Annotated in this window: 21 protein-coding genes; 5 read left to right on the forward strand and 16 right to left on the reverse strand. The window is 35.5% G+C overall.

Translation table 11 applies throughout. The features are described 5' to 3' along the window. Nucleotides 1–181 precede the first annotated feature (181 nt). Genes ACFFIS_RS08810 through ACFFIS_RS08820 form a run of 3 tightly spaced genes read left to right on the forward strand, consistent with a single transcriptional unit; the run spans nucleotide 182 to nucleotide 2639 of the window. The gene (locus ACFFIS_RS08810) at nucleotides 182–838 is read left to right on the forward strand and encodes a GNAT family N-acetyltransferase (protein WP_320379421.1); all 657 of its coding nucleotides are present in this window, start codon (nucleotides 182–184) and stop codon (nucleotides 836–838) included. After that, nucleotides 835–1482, forward strand: coding sequence for an acetoin utilization AcuB family protein (locus ACFFIS_RS08815; RefSeq protein ID WP_320379422.1), 648 nt, complete (start codon nucleotides 835–837; stop codon nucleotides 1480–1482). Before ACFFIS_RS08810 ends, ACFFIS_RS08815 begins: the two co-directional genes overlap by 4 nt. Further along, the gene (locus ACFFIS_RS08820) at nucleotides 1482–2639 is read left to right on the forward strand and encodes an acetoin utilization protein AcuC (RefSeq protein ID WP_320379423.1); all 1158 of its coding nucleotides are present in this window, start codon (nucleotides 1482–1484) and stop codon (nucleotides 2637–2639) included. Before ACFFIS_RS08815 ends, ACFFIS_RS08820 begins: the two co-directional genes overlap by 1 nt. A gap of 280 nt (nucleotides 2640–2919) precedes the next feature. On the opposite strand, the gene motS is transcribed toward ACFFIS_RS08820, so the two are convergent. From motS to ACFFIS_RS08840, 4 genes are all read right to left on the reverse strand, one after another. Further along, on the reverse strand, nucleotides 2920–3720 hold the full coding sequence (gene motS, locus ACFFIS_RS08825) for a flagellar motor protein MotS (RefSeq protein WP_390187040.1): 801 nt from the start codon (nucleotides 3718–3720) through the stop codon (nucleotides 2920–2922). Further along, nucleotides 3710–4528 carry a flagellar motor protein MotP gene (gene motP, locus ACFFIS_RS08830; protein ID WP_390187041.1) on the reverse strand — a complete coding sequence of 273 codons (819 nt, stop codon included), beginning with the start codon at nucleotides 4526–4528 and terminating at the stop codon, nucleotides 3710–3712. Before motP ends, motS begins: the two co-directional genes overlap by 11 nt. A gap of 138 nt (nucleotides 4529–4666) precedes the next feature. Then, entirely contained in the window at nucleotides 4667–5662 is a 996-nt protein-coding gene (gene ccpA / locus ACFFIS_RS08835; protein ID WP_390187043.1) for a catabolite control protein A, read from the reverse strand. 254 nt (nucleotides 5663–5916) lie between these two features. Further along, on the reverse strand, nucleotides 5917–6993 hold the full coding sequence (locus ACFFIS_RS08840; protein WP_320379425.1) for a bifunctional 3-deoxy-7-phosphoheptulonate synthase/chorismate mutase: 1077 nt from the start codon (nucleotides 6991–6993) through the stop codon (nucleotides 5917–5919). A 227-nt stretch (nucleotides 6994–7220) separates the two neighbouring features. Here ACFFIS_RS08840 and ACFFIS_RS08845 point away from each other — a divergent pair, with 227 nt between their 5' ends. After that, entirely contained in the window at nucleotides 7221–9347 is a 2127-nt protein-coding gene (locus ACFFIS_RS08845; RefSeq protein ID WP_390187046.1) for a cell division protein FtsA, read from the forward strand. A 121-nt stretch (nucleotides 9348–9468) separates the two neighbouring features. Here ACFFIS_RS08845 and ACFFIS_RS08850 read toward each other — a convergent pair whose 3' ends face one another. The 12 genes from ACFFIS_RS08850 to ACFFIS_RS08905 form a co-directional block, all read right to left on the reverse strand. Then, nucleotides 9469–9813, reverse strand: coding sequence for a YtxH domain-containing protein (locus ACFFIS_RS08850; RefSeq protein ID WP_320379428.1), 345 nt, complete (start codon nucleotides 9811–9813; stop codon nucleotides 9469–9471). Nucleotides 9814–9825: 12 nt separating this feature from the next. Continuing rightward, nucleotides 9826–10233, reverse strand: a complete 408-nt coding sequence (locus tag ACFFIS_RS08855) for a DUF948 domain-containing protein (RefSeq protein WP_390187048.1) — start codon at nucleotides 10231–10233, stop codon at nucleotides 9826–9828. 220 nt (nucleotides 10234–10453) lie between these two features. Then, nucleotides 10454–11752: a UDP-N-acetylmuramate--L-alanine ligase gene (gene murC / locus ACFFIS_RS08860; protein WP_320379431.1), complete on the reverse strand. Its 1299-nt coding sequence runs from the start codon at nucleotides 11750–11752 to the stop codon at nucleotides 10454–10456. Nucleotides 11753–11878: 126 nt separating this feature from the next. Next, nucleotides 11879–12988, reverse strand: coding sequence for a nicotinate phosphoribosyltransferase (locus tag ACFFIS_RS08865; RefSeq protein WP_390187049.1), 1110 nt, complete (start codon nucleotides 12986–12988; stop codon nucleotides 11879–11881). A 173-nt stretch (nucleotides 12989–13161) separates the two neighbouring features. Further along, nucleotides 13162–15360, reverse strand: a complete 2199-nt coding sequence (locus ACFFIS_RS08870; protein ID WP_390187051.1) for a DNA translocase FtsK — start codon at nucleotides 15358–15360, stop codon at nucleotides 13162–13164. A 267-nt stretch (nucleotides 15361–15627) separates the two neighbouring features. After that, entirely contained in the window at nucleotides 15628–16236 is a 609-nt protein-coding gene (gene ytpR, locus ACFFIS_RS08875; RefSeq protein WP_320379433.1) for a YtpR family tRNA-binding protein, read from the reverse strand. A gap of 21 nt (nucleotides 16237–16257) precedes the next feature. After that, nucleotides 16258–17064, reverse strand: coding sequence for a DUF1444 domain-containing protein (locus tag ACFFIS_RS08880; RefSeq protein WP_390187052.1), 807 nt, complete (start codon nucleotides 17062–17064; stop codon nucleotides 16258–16260). Nucleotides 17065–17110: 46 nt separating this feature from the next. Beyond that, the gene (locus ACFFIS_RS08885) at nucleotides 17111–17431 is read right to left on the reverse strand and encodes a thioredoxin family protein (RefSeq protein ID WP_390187055.1); all 321 of its coding nucleotides are present in this window, start codon (nucleotides 17429–17431) and stop codon (nucleotides 17111–17113) included. Between the two features lie 233 nt (nucleotides 17432–17664). Continuing rightward, the gene (locus tag ACFFIS_RS08890) at nucleotides 17665–18741 is read right to left on the reverse strand and encodes a sensor histidine kinase (RefSeq protein WP_390187057.1); all 1077 of its coding nucleotides are present in this window, start codon (nucleotides 18739–18741) and stop codon (nucleotides 17665–17667) included. Beyond that, entirely contained in the window at nucleotides 18734–19417 is a 684-nt protein-coding gene (locus ACFFIS_RS08895; protein ID WP_320379436.1) for a response regulator transcription factor, read from the reverse strand. The genes ACFFIS_RS08890 and ACFFIS_RS08895 overlap by 8 nt, the downstream gene beginning before the upstream one ends. Nucleotides 19418–19455: 38 nt before the next feature. Further along, nucleotides 19456–20010: a TlpA family protein disulfide reductase gene (locus ACFFIS_RS08900; protein WP_390187059.1), complete on the reverse strand. Its 555-nt coding sequence runs from the start codon at nucleotides 20008–20010 to the stop codon at nucleotides 19456–19458. An 18-nt stretch (nucleotides 20011–20028) separates the two neighbouring features. Continuing rightward, a complete protein-coding gene (locus tag ACFFIS_RS08905) occupies nucleotides 20029–20787 on the reverse strand; it encodes a cytochrome c biogenesis CcdA family protein (protein ID WP_320379438.1) in 759 nt (252 codons plus the stop codon). A gap of 500 nt (nucleotides 20788–21287) precedes the next feature. On the opposite strand from ACFFIS_RS08905, the gene tnpA reads away from it, so the two are divergent. Beyond that, nucleotides 21288–21552: IS200/IS605 family transposase (gene tnpA / locus ACFFIS_RS08910; RefSeq protein WP_390187061.1), on the forward strand; the 265-nt coding region annotated here is incomplete at its 3' end.

Below are 21552 nucleotides of genomic sequence, written 5' to 3' on the forward strand. Positions count from 1 at the left end.
ATAAGGGTCTGACACCCTCGTTTAACTACGATAATGAGTAGTTGAGGGGTCTGACCCTTTTATTTAGCCGTTAAAGTAAAGTATTCTACAATTATTCACAAACTTACTACTATACGAGTGGTAATATCCTGTATAATGAATAATAAGAAAAGATTAATGAATAGGTGGTGAAGAAAGTAACGTGGATCATATTAAATCGTATTATAAAAAAACAATCGATACGCAAATTGGTCAAATTACAATTGAAGGCCCAATTACAAAACAACAATTACATTCATATATGATGCATGATGGTTTGACGGCTTTTCGTCCACCTAATAAACAATACGAAGCCCTTTTGAAAATCGCAGACTTTCCGGAAGGACGAATTATTATCGCAAGAACAGATGACACGATAATTGGCTATGTTACTTATTTGTATCCAGATGCTAGCGAAAGATGGTCGGAAATAAAAATAGATGAATTAATTGTGCTAGGTGCAGTTGAAGTTGCCCCTGATTATCGTGGTTTTAAAGTTGCCTCTACTTTATTAGAAGTTTCCATGATGGATGAGTATATGGAGAACTATATTATTATCTCCACAGAATACTATTGGCATTGGGATTTACGTAAAACGAATTTAACAATTTGGCAATACCGTAACGTAATGGAAAAAATGATGGCAGCTGGAGGGCTAACCCCAACACCTACTGATGACCCTGAAATTATCTCACATCCAGCTAATTGCTTAATGGTTCGCATTGGGAATCTTGTATCAAAAGAAACAATTGCTCAATTTGATAAACTTAAGTTTTTACAACGATATAAATACCGGAAAATGAGAGGTGAAGATTCATGATCGTAGAAAACATGATGAAAACGGACGTCATTACATTACAACCTTCTGCAACGATTGCCGAAGCACTTCATCTTTTACAAAAACATCGCATTCGCCACATTCCGATTGTTGATGATCAAGGTCAAGTTGTTGGCATCGTCTCAGATCGGGACGTTCGCGACGCGAGCCCGTCCATTTTTGATAAAGATACAAATCAAGTACAATTAAATCATAAAATTGAATCCATTATGAGTCACCCCGTCATTACGGTTCATCCACTTGATTTTGTAGAAGAAATTGCCAAGATTTTTTATGATGAAGCCTTTGCATGTGTACCTGTCGTTAAAAATAATAAACTTGTTGGCATTATAACAGAAAAAGATTTGTTATATACACTGATACAATTAACTGGAACACACGTTCAAAGTTCACATATAGAGGTGAAAGTTCCAGACCGTCCTGGTATTTTACCTGAAGTAGCTGCCTATTTTGGAAAGCGGAAAATAAATATTGTTTCTGTCCTTATTTATCCTTACGACGATGACCAACATTATAAAACCTTAGTATTTCGTGTGCAAACGATGAACCCGTTACCAGTGATAGCAGATTTAATAAATGCTGGATTTGAATTAATTTGGCCGCAGGAAAATCAGGGGATACTATGATGGATTGCCAGTCAGCTTTCATCTACTCAGAAGATTTATTACAGTATCAATTCCATGCAGAACATCCTTTCGATCAAATTCGTGTATTATTAACAAAAGAACTATTAGAATCTATGAATCTATTAAACCAAACAGACATTGTGAAGCCCAGAACTGCTAGTGAATCGGATCTGCTTTTATTCCATGATAAAGAATATATTGAAGCAGTTAAAAAGGCGAGTTCGGGAAAACTGACTGAATTTGATAGTATTGAATTTGGTCTAGGGACAGAAGACACGCCAATATTTCCGAATATGCATGATGCAGCTTCTTTACTTGTTGGCGGAACATTAACTGCAATTGACACCGTATTAGAAGGAAAGTCAAATCATGTTTTACATTTAGGTGGCGGATTACACCATGGATTCAAGCGTAAAGCAGCTGGTTTCTGTATTTACAACGATGCTGCTGTTGCTATCAAATATATTCGTAAGCATTATAATTTGCGGGTACTTTATGTAGATACAGATGCACATCATGGAGATGGCGTACAATGGGCGTTTTATGATGATCCTAACGTTTGTACATTTTCTATTCATGAGACAGGAAGATATTTATTTCCTGGTACTGGGAATTCAAATGAAAGAGGGATAAAAGATGGACATGGGTATAGCTTTAATATTCCACTAGATGCTTTTACCCAAGATGAATCATATTTGACAGTTTATGAAACCGCATTCAATGAAATAGCCAATTTTTTTCAACCTGATATTATTGTCACACAAAACGGAGCCGATTCCCATTTTTATGACCCATTAACTCATTTAAGTGCAAGTATGAAAATTTATGAAGAAATACCGCGACTAGCACATAAACTGGCACATACATATTGTGATGGGAAATGGATCGCATTAGGTGGTGGTGGTTATGATATATGGAGAGTTGTCCCAAGAGCTTGGGCACAAGTCTGGTCTGTTATGAAAACAAATCAACCGCAAATAGGTTCTTTATCTAAAAAGTGGCTAAAAAAGTGGCAAAAAGAAACCAATGTCACCTTACCATCCACCTGGCACGACCATGAGGAACAATTTCCAGTTATTCCAAGAAAGTTAGATATAAATGAAAAAAATGATAGAACACTGCAACATACATTGAAATACATTCAAAATAAATCATAAAATATAACTTCACTCGGTAAGGGATTTTATACTTTACTACGAATAATTGTCAAGTGGGATGAATCTAGATTTGCTGGTGGGGGTCTCTTATCATTCTTTTAAACCCACTCAAGTACTTAAGGTGAAGGTCTTATAGCCAGTTAAAACTGGCAATAGTTTAGAAAAAATAGAGGTTGCGACTTAAGGGTCTGACCCTCCTCATTGAACTACTATATTAAAGATTTAATATAAAATGTAGTAGTGGAGGGGTCTGATCTTTTTGTTTTATCACAGCCTCTATCTATTCTTCTATGTTAGATGAAGATGAGTCTTCCATAATGACAATTTCCACTCTTCTATTCTTACTCCATCCCGCGGGCGTATTTTTATTTGAAACTGGCCTGGTGTCTGCATATCCTGCAACCGAAAAACGTGTTTCCTTAAAGTGATGTTGTTCCATAAAATATCGGACAACACTACTTGCCCTTGCCCCAGATAGTTCCCAATTGGATGGATAACGGTAATTAGAAATTGGTCGGTTATCTGTGTGTCCTTCAACTTTTACATGATTCGGTATATTTTCTAATAATGACCCGACTTTATTTAAAAAAGGTTTACCAGATTTTAATATATCCGCTTCACCCGTATCAAATAAGACACTTTCTTGTAAGACAAGTACTACACCACGATCTGTCCGATTCGCAGTAATAACACTATTTAATCCATTATCATCTAAATACTTATCTACATCTTCAACAAGTTTATTTAATGCATCTTCTTTCGCTTGGAATTCTTCAGTATGTTCATTTTTATTCTTTCGATCTGGCATCTGTGGTTTTTCAAATTCATTGGCATTCTTCCCATTTTCTTCAACACTTGCACTATTTGTAGGGTTTTCCATTGGAACTGGCGAAGGATAAAAGTCAAAAATCATCCGATTGCGAAATGAATCTGATACTGCTTGAAATTTTACTGAATCAATTTGTGACATGGAAAATAATAATATAAAAAACACCAAAACAAGTGTAACCATATCAGAATACGTGACCATCCACTTAGGTGCTCCTGCATTTTTACTTCTTTTTACTTCTCTACGCTTCATGGATGCTCTCTCCCGTATATACTGTATCCTCCACTTTCACGTCTTTTTTATTATCTGTAGTAAGAAAAGCACTCAGTTTTTCTTCTAAAATCCGTGGATTTTGTCCTGACTGTACACCGATGACACCTTCGATAATAATTTGTTTTAGAAATACTTCTTCTTCCGTTTTATTTTCTAACTTACTAGCCATTGGGATAAATACTAAATTCGCAAGTACAGTTCCATAAAGGGTTGTTAATAACGCAACCGCCATACTTGGTCCTAATGATGATGGATCATCTAAAGTAGTAAGCATTAAGACCAGTCCAACTAAAGTCCCAATCATTCCCCATGCAGGTGCGTATTCCCCACATTTTTCTAGGATTAATCGACCTTTATAGTGACGTTCTTCTAACGCGGTAATTTCTGCATGCATAATTTCATTGATTACTTCAGGTTCAATCCCATCAACAGCAAGTAGTACACCTTTTTTTATAAAAGGATCTTCTACTTCCTCAAGCTCACTTTCTAACGCTAATAAGCCCTCGCGACGTGCTCGCTCAGATAGTTTGATAAACAAACGAATTAAATCCGGTAATTGTTGATTATTTTTATGAAAAGCTTCTTTTAACACCTTATTCGTTAACTTTATATGTTCCATTTTGAAATTAATGAGTAAGGAGGCAATCATCCCTCCGATTACAATCAAGATAGATGAAATATCAATAAACGAACTTACTTTTTCTCCCCCACTTGAGAGAATGGCTAGCATAATCATAATAAAACCGAGCGTAATACCGATAGGAGTTAATAAATCCCGTTTTCGCATTATTTCTCTCTCCAAACCTAATTGAATCATACACGTAGCAACCATATATAAAGTATGAAGTCATACAAAGAAATGCAACGTGTATTTTTCAATTTGATGACTGCGTTTATTTCTATATCCTTATTATCGGCTCGTTTATTATTTTGTTGAGTCTCTTTCTACAATTCGATGTGGTAAAATTACTTTTGTTTCTTCTATCTCTTCTTTATTCATCAATTTTGTAAGTAACCGCATTCCAACAGCACCAATATCATACATCGGTTGTACAACAGTAGTAAGCATCGGACGAACCATTGTTGCAAGTCGTGTATTGTCAAAACCAACTACTTGTATATCATCAGGTACATTGTACCCCATATCTTGCGCACCATGAATAACACCTAAAGCCATCTCGTCAGAAGTAGCAAAAATAGCAGCCGGTTTATTCGAAAGACGCATTAACTTTTCAACTGCTTTGATTCCAGAATGATACGTGTAATCGCCATTTACAATCAGCTCTTCATCTACTTCTAAACCGGCTTCAGACAACGCCCGAACATAACCTTGATATTTCATTTCATTGACAGTATTTTGTTCCTCTCCAGAAACAAAACCAATCTCTTTCACTCCATTTTCAAGTAAATGTTTTGTTGCTTCATAACCTGCTAATTCGTAATCAATATTAACTGATGGTATTTTATTCGTACTGTCATAAGTGGCCGCTAAAACAACCGGCACTGACGAAGTAGCAAATTGTTTCGCATGTTCTTCCGTAATATTTCCGCCCATAAATAAAATACCATCTACTTGTTTTTCAAGCATTGTATTAATGAGTTGCAATTCCTTTTCCTTGTTTTCATCAGAATTACTTAAAATAATGTTATATTTATACATTGTCGCAATATCTTCTATTCCCCTTGCTAATTCGGCAAAGAAAATACTAGAAATATCCGGTATAATTGCCCCAACTGTCGTTGTCTTCTTACTAGCTAAACCTCTTGCGACCGCATTTGGACGATAACCTAACCGTTCAATTGTTGCCAACACCTTTTTTCTTGTCGATGGTTTTACGTTTGGATTACCGTTTACTACCCGGGAAACCGTTGCCATGGACACATTCGCTTCTCTTGCTACGTCATAAATCGTAATTGTCATGTTTCTTTCCTCCATATCATTCATTTCATCTATCTAACAGCATGTATATATCGTCTTGTCTATTGACTTTATCATACTCCACTAGCATTTAAAATACAAAAAGTAAATTTGAAAAAGTTTATCAAGCTTATTGCTTTTTGTATTTTAAAACCAGCCTGTAGATTATTTTTATACACCATTATACAACTTTTTATATCATCTTGTAATGTATTTTGAAACAAGCCGATTTATCGACGATAAACCGGCTTGTGCATCTATCTCATTTGCCTTTGCAACATTTGTAACTCATCCATAAAGGTATCAAACATTCGTAAATCCATTTGTTGTTGAGAGTCAGATAATGCTACAGCTGGATCGGGATGAACTTCTGCCATGATACCATCGGCACCAATTGCTATCGCCGCTTTTGCTGTTGGAATTAATAAATCTCTTCTACCAGTGGAGTGTGTCACATCCACAATAACCGGAAGATGTGTTTCTTGTTTTAAAATCGGCACCGCTGAAATATCTAATGTATTACGGGTAGCCGTTTCATAAGTTCTAATACCGCGTTCACATAAAATAATATTTCCATTCCCTCGTGAATTGATGTATTCCGCAGCATTAATGAATTCTGATATTGTTGCAGAAAGTCCCCTTTTAAGCAGAATTGGTTTATTGATTTCTCCAGCAGCTTTTAGCAGTTCAAAGTTTTGCATATTTCTTGAACCTATCTGAATAACATCGAGATATTCCATTGCTTTTTCTACATCAGCAGGATTCACGATTTCACTAATAACAGCTAGATCATATTCATCTGCAATAGTTTTTAATATTTGTAGTCCCTCAAATCCTAATCCTTGAAAGTCATAAGGGGAAGTACGTGGCTTAAATGCCCCACCTCTTAAAAATGTTAACCCTTTATCCTTAACAGCTCTTGCAACTTCAGCTACTTGTTCATAACTTTCTACAGCACATGGCCCAACAAAATAATGTAACTCTCCATCGCCAATTTGCTTATCTTTTATGGTAATTACCGTATTTTCAGGTTTCACTTTTCTTGAAACAAGCAAAGCATCTTGGTGATCAATTTCTTGTAATTCCAGTCCTGCCTTAAAAATCTCTTTAAAGATATGCGTTATCGTTGTATTTTTAAACGGTCCGTTATTATGTTTGATTAATTCATTTAACATTTCTCGTTCACGTACAGGGTCAAATCGATCCACACCTTGTTTTCCCTTTCGTTCACCTATTTGTTGTACAAGTCGCGCACGTTTATTAATCATTTCTAACAATGTTAAATTTACCTCATTCATTTCTTGCCTTAAACTATCTATTGAAAGGTTGTCCATTCATATTCTCTCCCTAAATAAATATACATTTCCATTAGGTTAGAAGGGCATTCGCATGGTTTTATATTGAAAGTTCCCTAACCGATGTATATGACAAAAGTATTAACATTTATCTTTTACCAAGTAGTGACAATTATAGCTAATAATTTTTCCTTTGTCACTTATATGATTATAATATAAGTGGACCTATAACATCAGTTTAGCTAATAATAGGAGAGGTTTACATCTTGGAAAACTTAATTTTCGCATTAGATATTGGTACGAGATCTGTAACTGGCATCATTTTAAAAAGAGAAAATAACATGTATCGCTTAGTAGATTATTACATGAAGGAACATCATGGAAGGTATATGCAAGATGGACAGATCCATCATGTATTAGAAGTGTCCGAAGTCATTCACCATGTGAAAGAAACACTAGAAAAAAAACATGGAAATCTTGTAAAGGTATGCGTTGCTGCAGCGGGAAGGTCTTTAAAAACGAATACAGGTGTCGCTTCACGACAGATCAATCATACACCTATTACAGATGAAGAAACTATTAAACACTTAGAACTAAGCGCGGTAAATCAAGCACAAGAGCAATTGTTAACGGAGTTTTCAGGACATGAGGCGCAATTTTATTGTGTTGGCTACTCAGTATTACATTACAAACTCGATAATGAAATAATTGGATCACTTATTGATCAAAGTGGTCAAGTTGCATCTGTAGAAATAATTGCAACATTTTTACCAAAAGTGGTGATTGAATCTCTTTTATCGGCATTACATCGTGCTGGATTAGAATTGGAAGCTTTAACATTGGAACCAATTGCAGCTATTCACGTTCTTATTCCGGAGTCCATGCGCCGTCTTAATGTTGCCTTAGTTGATATTGGTGCAGGGACAAGTGACATAGCAATTACAAACCAAGGGACTGTAACAGCCTATGGAATGGTACCGAACGCGGGAGATGAAATCACAGAAGCAATAAGCGACCATTATTTATTAGATTTTCCTTTGGCCGAACAAGCTAAAAGAGAAGTTGTCAATAATGGAGAAACAGTTGTACACGATATTTTAGGATTTGATACAACGATTACATACGCTGACTTAGTCGCACATATTGAACCTGCAATAGAAAGTTTAGCTTCAACTATCGCTGAGGAAATTTTCCGTTTGAATCACGTATCACCTAAAGCAGTTATGCTTATAGGTGGTGGTAGCTTAACTCCAGAGTTAACGAAAATACTCGCGGCCAAATTAAATTTACCGACAAACCGAGTTGCAGTCAGACAACTTGACGCTGTACAACATTTAATAAAATCGGATAATATGCCTACCGGTCCAGATGCTGTTACACCAATTGGTATCGCTATTTCGGCACAACAAAATCCAATTCACTACATTACCGTACATGTAAATGAACAGGTAATTCGACTATTTGAATTAAAGCAACTAACAATTGGAGATGCACTCATCCAAGCAAACATTGAAATAAACAAAAAGTATGGGAGACCAGGCATCGCATATATGATTCGATTAAATGGGAAGCATGTCACCCTACCTGGTGAATTGGGCGAGCAACCCAAGATACTTTTAAACGATAAGCCAGCTACTGTCGACACAACAATCTCTAATGGCAGTAAAATAATCATTGAGAAAGGAAAAGATGGTAAAGAGCCTTCTTTAACTATCAATGAATTACTCGATGACATTCCGGTTATTACCGTTTATTTTCAAGACCAACCATATGAATTAAAAACAACTTTGTTAGTCAACGACGAGGAAGTTTCGAAATACTATTATATACAAGATAAGGACGACTTAATCGTACGACAACAACATACTATTTTCGAATTTTTAAGTGAAGTAAGCTCTGTACATTTACCAAATATGGAAGCATTCAAGATTTTTGTTAATGGTCACCCAACGATTATAGATGTCGGGCAATCTACTTGTACTGTAAATGATAAGCAAGTTTCTCTCGATTATAAATTAAGACAATATGATCGACTTGATATAAAATATGGCAAAAAGCCAAGTATTCAAGACATCTTACAGCAACTAGATCAATCATTTTGGCATAAGATTTGCGTTACCTTTCAACATGAACCAATTACATTAAAACAACAACAAATCATCATTAAAAAGGATGATTTTGAGGTAGCCGAAGATTATATATTGAAACACCACGATCATATTACAATTGAATCAAGAAAATTAACACCTTTTATTTTTCAAGATATTTTTCGTTTTGTAGATGTCGATTTAGCCCAAGCAAACGGAAACTTTACATTATTAAAAAATGGACTTCCAACAGGATTTGATGAGACTATTCAGGACGGGGATTCTTTGGAAATTAAATGGGGATAAAAACAAACCGCATGAAATCAAATTAACATCGATTTTCATGCGGTTTGTTCATTTTAATGGCAATATTCTTATCTGTTTCATATAAGTATTTTTATCGGTAATCCTTGTCCACTTACACCCTTTAAACCTTGTCGCGGAATTCCTGCACTTTTTCTGTTGCTTTATTTGTAATTTCTTCTGTCTTTTCAGCAACTTTCTTTGTCAATTGCGATGTTTTATCTATCGCCTTGTCTTTTAAATCCATGCTTAGAGTGTACGCGCGTTCTTTTAATTCGCCATCCGTCACACTATCTTTCCATTCATTCGCACGATCCATTACTTTCATCGCACCTTGACTAACGTCATTTCTTAAATCTTCTCCTGACTTTGGTGCAAATAATAAAGCTAATCCAGCTCCTGCAACTGCACCTAACACTGTTCCAATTACAAAATCTTTACTGCTAAGTTTCTCTTTTTGATCACCCATTATAATCCTCCCTTATTTATTTCGATTTTTCTTCCATAAATCAAATAAGGCGGCTCCCCATTTTACAGATTGGGCAGCTTTTTCTTGGTTTTGAGATGCATTTCGGCTAATTTGACTTGTTATATGTTTAATGGACTCGTTAAAATCCATTAATGTTTCCCCAATTCCTTTTGCACCATCAAAAATACCTTCTAATTTACCTGTTTTGTTAATGACATCTTCTGCTAAAACATTTGTTTTCTTTAACAGTTCTGTCGTCTCAGTTGTAATACCAACCAGTTGCTTCTCCATGCTATCCATCGTATTAGCAACACTATTCATTGTACGTTTAACAGCCATAAATGTAATTCCTAAAAACACAACTAGTACCGCAAATGCTACTGCAGCGATTAATGCAGCGATATATAATATTCCTTCCATCGTAAAACAGCTCCTTTTACTTTCCATGAAAAATTTAACTTCCATTATTCCGTCTAGTGTAGTAAGTCTATAATGATACTATACCCTACATGCTTTGTCATAAAACATATTATTTTGTCGCATTCCTTGCAATTTCCTGCACATCAATGCTATGTAGCGTCTGAGTATGTATAGCTTGTCTTTCCATACATAAATCATACAGAAAATCACATTCACTATTTTATTTTGCTATTTTATCTTCATATGCTTCTTGAAACTTTTGTATATCTCCAGCACCCATAAAAATGATAACACTATCTTGGAATTGCTTTAACACTTCTGTATGTTCTAATTCAAGAATTTCACTTCCAGCGATTAATTCTTGTAAACTGTCAATTGTCAACTGTCCGCTATCCTCTCGTGCTGAACCAAAGATATCACATAAATACACACGATCGGCCAAGCTTAAACTGTCTGCAAACTCCCGTAAAAATGTCTTTGTACGCGTAAAAGTATGCGGCTGAAATACAGCCACGACTTGTTTATTCGGATATTTCTTTCTAGCTGAATCAATTGTTGCAGTTATTTCACGCGGATGGTGCGCGTAATCATCAATAATAATTTGACTTGCTAATTTTTTTTCTGTAAATCGACGTTTTACACCTCGAAATGTAGAGAGCTTTTTAATATCCTGTACACTCAAATTTTCATAATGACACATCGCAATAATTGCTAATGCATTTAGAACATTGTGATCACCATACATTGGAATGGTGAATGAATCATAAAACGTATTTCTAACAAAAACATCAAATGTTGTCCCATGATCCGTCTCTTTTACGTTTTGTGCCTGAAAATCATTCGTAGATGAAAAACCATAATATACAACGGGAACTTTCGCTTGTATGCGTTGCAATTGCTCATCATCACCACAAGCAATAATACCTTTTTTCACATTATCTGCCATGGATTGAAACGCATCAAATACGTCGTTCACACTTGAAAAATAATCTGGGTGATCAAAGTCGATATTTGTCATAATTGCATAATCTGGTTGGTAACGCAAAAAGTGTCTTCTATATTCACAAGCTTCAAATACAAAATATTTACTGTCAACATGTCCCTTGCCAGTTCCATCACCAATTAAATAAGAGATAGGAAAAGCTTCATTTAGAACATGTGCAAGTAATCCTGTTGTAGATGTTTTACCATGTGCACCTGTAACAGCAATGCTTGTATATTGTTTTAACCATTCACCAAGAAAATCATGATATCTATAGAACGGCAAACCAAGTTCCTTTGCTGCTTTTATTTCTATATGATCGTCGGAAAATGCATTTCCAGCAATAACAGTTAGTCCTTCTTTGATGTTTTTCTCTGAAAAAGGGTAAATATCTATATTTTTTTCTTCAAGTGCTTCTTGGGTAAAAATTCTTTTTTCAATATCTGAACCTTGCACTGTTTCACCAGAATCATAAAGAATTTGTGCCAATGCACTCATACCTGTACCCTTAATACCAATGAAATGGTAAGTTGTCATAAAATGAACCTCCAAAAATGTATAGAAACTTTAATTTTAAAAAGACTTGGAGAAGCAAAATTGCCATCGTTGAATATTATAGCAGAACCAGCTCATTAAGAAAATGAATAATGACTCGGATTTAACTTAATTTCCATGATATACGACTTTTTCTAATCGTGGATTAGGTCGTAATCTTCTTCCCTCTTTTGCTGATGGTGTGCCATTAAGCAAAACATTATCTCCCGTAAAGCCAATATTTATTTTTAATAAACTTCCTCCAACACCATACATATCAACCGGCACGTTTCTTTCTTCAAATTGCCGTATTCGCGATTCTGTAAATCCACCGCTCACCATTATTTTTACGTGTTGAAAATCTTCTTCATCCAATGCTTTTCTTAATGCAAATACTAATTCTGGATTAACACCACGCGGGTCAAACGTTCCCATTAGGTGATGATTTCTTAAAAAGTATTTATCTACAAGTGTACGTGATGTATCCAAGCGAACACCTTTTAAATCATGTTGAAACTCTCTAGCAACCTTTAACGCATCTGTGATGACATCGTTATTAAAATCAACTAATGCAACTAAATCATCCTCTGGATACATTTCATGGTAGGCTCGTGAAGCAGCAACGATATCCCCACGAAACATTTGAATAAGGGCATGGGGCATCGTACCCATTCCTTTTTTACCCCACCATTCGTTCATAGCGTGTGTTGCCTGTGCCGTCGAACCACCAATAAATGCTGCATAACCATCTCCAGCTTGCTGTGTATAATGGTCATCACGATCTCCCATAAAAATAACGGGCTTCTGCTCACCAGAGGTGCGGGCTGCTTTTACCACATTATATACATTCGTTGCTACTGATGTTCTTCTTGCTAGAATACCGTCTATAATTCCTTCCAAAAAGCCAAACTGTTGATATGCACCAGAAATTGTTAAGACAGACTCAAATGGTTTAATTTTGTCACCATCTTTTAAGGAATAAATTTCTAAAGTTTCCGGACTTTCAGCAAATGTATGAATTAAAGCGATAGCTTCATCTGTACCACAAAGTACAGCATCATTTTTTTGAAAAAACTGCATCGTAATATAATTATTCGGTAGTTTCTTTTCTGCAATTTCCCTTGTTTTCAAAAAGTATACTGCCGAAAACCAACCTTCTCCAATTCTTTCATCAAATTTAAAAGTCTTATTTGTCAATCTGTCAATGTCTCCATTTAGTTTTGCTTCTATTTCTTTCATTTGTTTCTCCTTCAGCATGTTACGATTAATTTATGTAGTTTGTTAAATTAAAATTAAACTTCATTCACTTAACGGCAGGACATCAATTCTTTATACATCGGCGAGTCGACGAGACAAGACTCGATAAAGTATAACTATTTTGTTCTGCTACATATTTATCAGTATAAAGACGATTATAAATTCATCTGTTCAAACTGTGAAGAGGTGATTAGAACCTCTCTTGGTTTACTTCCATTTTGACCCGATATAATCCCTTTTGCTTCCATTGAATCAATTAGTCTTGCTGCTCGATTATACCCTATTTTAAACCTTCTTTGTAATAAAGATGTACTTGCACTCTGATGCTCCATCACAAATTCTATCGCATCATGTAATAATTCATCTTCCTCTTCTTCAAAAAGTACTTGTTCTAACAATGCTTCTTGTTCAAACTCATATTGTGGTGGGGCTATCTTGCGAACGTGCGCAGTAACGCGCTCAATTTCTTCATCGGAAACAAAAGCACCTTGTAGTCGAATACTTTTTCCTGCTCCGTTTTCGACAAACAGCATATCCCCTTTTCCTAAAAGCTTTTCAGCACCAACATGATCTATCATTGTTCTAGAATCGACTTGCGATGAAACGCTGAATGCAATCCTAGTAGGTATATTAGCTTTAATAAGACCCGTAATGACATCTACAGAAGGGCGTTGTGTAGCCAGTAGGAGATGAATTCCACAAGCACGCGCCTTTTGAGCTATACGACAAATCGCATCTTCCACATCTTGTGGAGATACCATCATTAAGTCGGCCAATTCATCTATTACAATAATCAAATACGGCATATTATCGTCTGGGCGGTTTTGTTTTCGCATCTTTTCATTATAGCGTGTCATATCACGTACACTTTCTTTTACAAACAACTCATATCTTCTTTCCATTTCTGCTACTGCCCACTTTAGCGCTGCTGTTGCTGCCTTTACATCCGTAATTACTGGTGCAATTAGATGAGGGATATCATGATAAGGTGCTAGCTCAACCATTTTCGGGTCAATTAATAAAAATTTTACATCTTCATGACTTGCCTTGTATAACAGACTAATCATAATCGTATTGATACAAACACTTTTTCCAGATCCCGTCGCACCTGCGATGAGACCATGCGGCATCTTTTGAATATTTGTCATAACAGGCGTACCCTCAACATCTAAACCTAATGGTACCGTTAAAGGAGCTTCACTTTGCTTAAACGCTTCTGTTTCAAAAATTTCAAGCAAACTAACTGCTCTTCTATTCAAATTAGGTACTTCTATCCCAATTGTATTTTTCCCGGGTATCGGTGCCTCAATTCTAATATCTTTAGCCGCCATATTTAGTTTTAAATCGTCACTCAAGTTTTTAATTCTACTTACCTTCACTCCCAATTCGGGTTGCACTTCAAATCTTGTAACTGACGGACCTTGTGAGATATTAACTACTTTTGCACGAATTTTAAAATGCTGTAACGTCTGTTCTAGTAACACTTGTTGTTGTTCAATCCATTCATGATTATCACCGTCGCCATTTACAAGGTCGTTTAATAAGTGTAAAGGCATTGTTGAAATAGGCTTTTCTAATTCTGACTCTTCTATTTTCGCTGAATCCATCTCAGTATGCTGCGTGAATGCTTGCTTTTCAGTTTGAATATGCTCCTGTTGTTTCATTCCCATCTGCAAACTTTGTTCACTTCGTATTTTTTGTTTATCTTCTGATGTCATCAGCACATTAAATGGAATGAGCTTCGCAACTTGATTGTGCGCTGTTTGTGCTTGTTGTGTAGTACGTTTGGATATCTCTTGTTCTGGGAATTTTCTCACGGTACTACTAGCCTCATGTGTTTGTTCTGTATAAGAATGTTGCTCTTTTCTTTCTTCCATTGTACTTGCAACCTCTTTAAGTGGTTGGATAAATTCTGTACTTGTTTGCCTTTGCGCATTTTTTCTTTTATAAGCTGGTATTGAAACTTCCCTTTTTTCTTGGCGTTTCTGATAACCGTAAATAGGGGAAGCAACCTCATTCACTTTAAAGGGCGCACGTTTTTTTATTGGTGTCTCCTCTTTTGTCCGCTGCAATCGCTTATTTTGCTCATGTGGTATTTGCTCTTCTTGACGTATCCGGTTCCTTCTTTTATAAGCTGGTATATTTTCTATCTCGTGTTTACTTGATGGTTTATTAGATTTTATGGAATGAGATGGGATTTGAAAAGCATCCTTACTGGGATATTTATATGCTATTTTAGCTTGAATCGGCGACCGTTCATCATACTGAATATATGTATCATCCTCTTCTTCCACTTCAACCTCCACTTCTTTCCATATAAAATTCTCTATTCGCTTCTTCCACTTATCCCACATATCGTTCACTCATTTCCTTTTGTTCTAGTACACTCTCACTCTATTTTAGCAGTTTTCTAGTAATTTTAAAGTAGGTAAAAAGACCTTACGCCATTTAACTTACAAATAACTTGCGAAAAACACGACGTTCTATGATACGTCAACATAGGATTGTCTTATTCATGAAAGCTAGAAATTTTATTATACAACAAATTTTAGCTTCTTTAACCTGTGATAAAAAAGAAGCAACCTATGTTAGAAATAAACATAGATTGCTTTTATTCTATATTAAAATTCAAATGCTTGTCCAATCTCATAGGATTCTTCCAATACATAGATTCCTTTTTCTTCTGGAGCATTTGGTAAACCTAATTCTTTTTGAGAACAAATCATACCATTTGATGCGACACCACGTAAGCTCGTTGGTTTTATTTGTAATCCACTCGGCATAACTGCACCAACTTTAGCAACTACAACTCTTTGTCCTTTATCAACATTCGGTGCACCACAAACGATTTGTAAGGTTTCACTTCCAACATCAACTTGACAAACACTTAATTTATCTGCGTTTTCATGTTGGTTTTTCTCCTTCACATACCCTACTACAAATTTCGGACTCAAATCAAAATCTAATGGATCTGTTAATCCGTTTTTTTCAAAAAGTTGTTTCATTTCACCGATTAGTTCCTCTGTCAGCTTCATGCTTCCGGCTACTTCTGTATCAATAGATAGCAATGTTGAGGCCTGAAATATATTATATCCTAACAATTCACCATTAACTGTAGTAATTTTCGTTATGGGACCGAATGCTTCTTCTGTTATGTCATATCGGTTACCATCTTTTACCGGGACAATTAAAACATCACCAATCCCTTTTTGATTATAAAATACGTTCATGTTCCAACCTCTTTCTCCATCTTATTCTGGCCGATTTTTAGCAAGTATAAAAATAGGTGTTAATGTTTTATCTTCATAAATAAAGGATAATGAAGTGATAGGAATTCGTCCATCTGCAAAAAATTGCATCGTCATTTGCGCAAGGATATCATAGCCAGTTTTATTTTGAATATCAGCAATAATCAGCACGTCTTGATGCGGAACTGCAACAGCTACTTCACCTTTTGCATTGGCCTGCATTTCTTCTAAAAATGCCTCGTTTAAAATACGACTTGCATCGTAACCATCTTGCGTCGCAATGAAATAAAAATCATTGTCAGCAACTCGATCTTTACGTGGTTCAGTTTTCAATGAACGTAAATTAAACGTAGCAATTTCCTCTATTCTATCTTTCGTCCAACCTTCTTTTTCTAACATTGGTTCATCAATCAATCGATATGATTTACCTAAATCTAATGCATAAAAAATACGTGTTTCTGCTGTATGGTCTTGATAAACAAGGTTTGTTTTCGCTTTTGTTTCAGTTGGAAAGGAAGTGGATCGAATAACCGGAAATATATTTTTTTCCATTCCAGTTAATTCGTATGTTTGATTCATGATTCGTAAAGACTCTTGTAAATGCTCTACAATCTCATCAATTGCCTGTTCCCCATCGACTTGATATTTTCCTACAATATTTGGAACTGCTACTGTCACACCTTGTTTGGATTCCTTCCATTCTACACGCAATGTATCATTATTCCGATTGTATGATGTGCGAATATCTTCATCTTTTAATCTTTCTTCTAAAATACTTTTCATTTTGAAGCTCGTCATATTTTTTTTCATCTAATTGCCTCCTATTTGGGTAACGGGAGAACAATGACTTATATCATCATTCACTTGGTAACTGATCAATAAATTGATTAATTTCTTCCTCTGTTTTTCTATCTTTACTCACGAACCTACCAACTTCTGTTCCGTTATGAAAAGCAATAAAACTTGGAATGCCAAACACATCTAGTTCTTGGCATATATCGATAAATTCATCACGATCAATAAGACGAAACGTATATTCTTTATGTTTCTCGATAACCTCTGGCATAAAAGGCTCAATAAATCGACAATCTGGACACCAGTCAGCAGAAAATACGAAGATTGTTTTTCCATTATCTTTTAATTCACGAAATTGCTCTTTAGATTGTATAGTTTGCATGCATATCAACTCCTATTTGTTATCATAACGATGTTTTCCTTTTCTTTCAATTAGAAAGCATATAAATAGCGCCCACCTTCAAATATCAATAGATATCATTGTGTATATACATATAATGATAAAAAATGACGTTCTGTTTTTAAGGAAATTAGCACTTCCAATTTCTTTCTATACCTTGATAAACTTGACTAAAAAAACACTTATGCTGTCTAAAATAGGCAACAGAAGTGTGTTTAAAACGGTATTCTGAACCAAAATGTATTGGTATCTTCATTAGCTTTACATGCTATTTTCCCATAATGTTGTTCAATAATTTCTTTTGTAATACTTAGCCCAAGACCCGTACCTCCTGTCTCACGGTTACGGGATGCATCCAATCGGTAAAATCTTTCAAATATCTTCTCCTCGTTTTCAGGAGAAATTTCCTGGCTTGGACCTGAAATCGAAACGTGATATTCAGATCTTACCCTTTTGCCAATAATTGTAATTGGCCCCCTGCCTTCATAATATCGAATGGCATTATCAAGGAGGTTACTAATCGCCTGAGACATCCCCTCTTTATATATATTTATTTCCACATGTTCTACTTGAACTTTCACTGAAATATTTCTATCCTGCAGTTGCCAGTAAAACATCTTTATAGACTCTTTAATAAGCACATCGATCGCTATTTTTTCCTTTTCTACATAAGACTGCTCTGAAATATAATCCCACTCTTTTAAAGCTTCAAGTTGTGTAACCATTTTCGTTAGTCGCTCGGATTCTTTATAGAGTGAGTGATATAATTTTTCGTCTCCAACAATCACTCCATTTTTCAGTGCATTTAAATACCCATTCAAATTTGTTAATGGTGTTCTTAACTCATGCGATAAATCCGTTACTAATTTTTGTCGATGTTCATGATTCGACTTTAATTGTCCAACTAGCCCATTAAAATGCTCAATTAATTGCCCTATTTCATCATTCGAAGTAACTTCAAGCGGTTCCGGATAATTGCCTGATTTCATACTCTTTGTAGATACTATTAATTTTCTTAAAGGTTTCATTAATTTTTTCGTGAAATAAAAATGAATCATACTTCCAACAATGATTGCAATCAAACTGAACATCCACAGATAATGAAACAGCGTTGCATTAAACTGTCTTTGCTTCCAATGATTCATAGTTCCCATTCCTTCAACTAAAAAGCAAGCTGTATGATATATCGCCCAACTACTAAGAACAATAAATAAAGAAACAATCAAGATGTTTAATAAGGTCAAGCGTATCAAGAACTTCTTTGGGAACCACGACTTTTTATGTTTATTCATGGACAAAAGTATACCCCATTCCTCGGACAGTTCGGATACGTTTTGGGGAAGATGGATTGCTTTCTATTTTACCTCTTAACTTTTTGATATGAGCATCAATGGTACGGTCTAAAACCGTTTTATCTGCATTTGGATATAGTTGCTCAATTAAATCTTCTCTTGATAAAACGATATTTGGATTTTTCATAAAATGGAATAGAAGATTGAATTCATGTTTTGTTAAGTCAAGTACTTTATCAAATAGCAATACTTCTCCTTTTCTCGGCTTCATGCATAATCCGTCAAACGTTACCTTTTGACAATACTGGCCTGTTCGACGTAAAACTGCCTCCACATGAGCAAGCAGTTCATCAGGATGAAACGGTTTTGTTATATAGTCATCAGCACCAATTCTAAGCCCGTTAATTTTATCATCAACTTTTGTTTTAGCAGATAGCATAATAATCGACACTTCATTTGGTTCCTGCTCTTTCACCCATTTGCAAAAGTCTTCCCCACTTAGTTTTGGTAACATTAAATCGAGAATAATCAAGCAAGGATGGTGCATTAAAAAGCTTTCCTTTGCTTCCTTACCATCCGCCGCCTCTATGACATCATATCCGTCTTTTTCCAAATAAATTCTTACAAGGTTACGAATCATTTGGTCATCTTCAACAATTAATATCGTCTGTTTCATCGTAAACACCTCTAATCCATTGTAGAGAAAACAAACTGTTATTTCATCTTTGCAAACTCTTGAACCATTAGTTCATAATTTAATGCACCAAATGCTTTATTATGAATGGTTCCATCTGAGTTAATTAAAAAAGTTGTTGGTACTGGTTGAATACGGTATGTAGTTGCTGCAGCATTTCCTTCATCAAGAAAAACGGGAAACGTTAGACCATACTCCTCGATAAAACTTAGCACTTGTTGTTCATTTGACTCCGTTTCAATTAAATTTACTGCTAGAATTTTAACGTCTGTATTTTGATGAAATTTTTCCATATCAGGCATTTCTGCACGACAAGGCCCACACCATGATGCCCAAAAGTTTAACATAACACGCTCACCACGAAAGTCAGAGAGGTGCACATCTTCTCCTTCGAAAGTTTTCACTGTAATATCAGGCGCCATATTGCCGAGCTCTAATCCTACTTCTATATCTGTCGAATTTCCTGATTCATTATTGTCATCTTCTGCTGACAAGTCATCCGTGTTTAATACAAAATGATACACTGTCCAGCCAAACATCAATACAAGAACAATCACCATCACCGACTTTTTCATTTGTCAAACCCTCCTGTTTTATCCTAACTTAGATAACCAAGTGTTTTCTACTAAATCAAGCAAGAATCCTGTGATTGATGGCATGAGTCCAAAAAACAAAATAAGTCCCATCATAATCATCATGACTGCCCCAACTTTCATGATGATGCCACTTCGGCGAACAATCCACTTCGTAGAGCCTAGAAAAAAACTTAACACTAAGAACGGTAATGTAAAGCCAATGACATACATCATAGTATAAAAGATCCCTTGTCCTGGATTACTTGCGGCTAGAAATAATATAGAACCAAATATTGGACCAATACAAGGTGTCCAACCAGCAGCAAAGCCTAATCCAATAAAAAAAGTACCGATGTAACCAGCTCGTTTTTTAGATTGTTGAAAACGTCTTTCCTTCATTAGAGCTGGTATTTGGATCCAACCAGCTACAAATAGCCCCATAAAGATAATAAAAATACCAGCAATTCGTTGAATGAGTAATCCTGAATTTCCGATTAATAAATTCTGCACCCACTGGCCTAAAAACGATGCACTTGCACCTAGACCAATAAAAACAAGTGATACTGCAAGAAGGAAGAATAGTGAATGACTTAGAATCTCCTTCCTAACTTTAGTATTCTTGCTACCTTGTAATTCTTTTACGCTTATGCCTGTAATGTACGACAAGTAAGCCGGAAAAATCGGTAGTACACAAGGAGACAAAAACGATAATGCCCCTGCACCCATGGCTAAAAACATTCCGACAATTAACATTGTATCTGCTTCAATTCCACTCATGAATATCCCTCTTTCTAAAAATAACATTGGTTAAATATACGACAAAAACCAAACTGCTAGACCATATTATAACTTGTAGCTATTGACTTTCTTTTTGTAAGCTACTCCAATAAACAGAAGAAAAGAAAAATCATTCTACTTACAGGCCAATCTCCAACAAATTGCTTTTTCCTTAAACTTATATTCTAAGCGTACACATCGATTGTGAAAATTTGATGAAAACAAGTAAAATTTTAATCAATCGCGGACTTACAGCCAGTTATCCCATGGTAACAGCATAAATGACACTGCCACCGCAACATACTAACCGACGTAGAACAACAACCTACGCATTTAACGTACTTCCGAAAGAAGTCTCCCTCTTCAAGCGTGTGAAGGGCGTAGCCCAACGGTAAGGGGGAGATGAATTTCGGTTGGGTGACAGCCCAAAGTCTTTTTCTTTTGCCTCTTTGCTCAATATGGTATAATCAGTCATATAAAGTATCGGAGTTGATATTATAATGAAGTTGGACAGTAATAACCATTCGGTGTTCTCGATGTATTACCATCTTGTGTTAGTCGTAAAGTATCGAAGGAAAGTAATAGATGATACTATTTCAGACTATGCTAAAGATAAATTTGTGTCGTTGAGTGAAAAATATAATATCACATTAGTTGAATGGAATCACGATATTGATCATATTCATATTTTGTTCAAAGCACACCCCAACAGTGAATTATCGAAATTCATCAATGCCTATAAAAGTGCCAGTTCAAGACTTATCA

This window comes from Paracerasibacillus soli (assembly GCF_042432965.1).
Lineage (GTDB): Bacteria > Bacillota > Bacilli > Bacillales > Amphibacillaceae > Paracerasibacillus > Paracerasibacillus soli.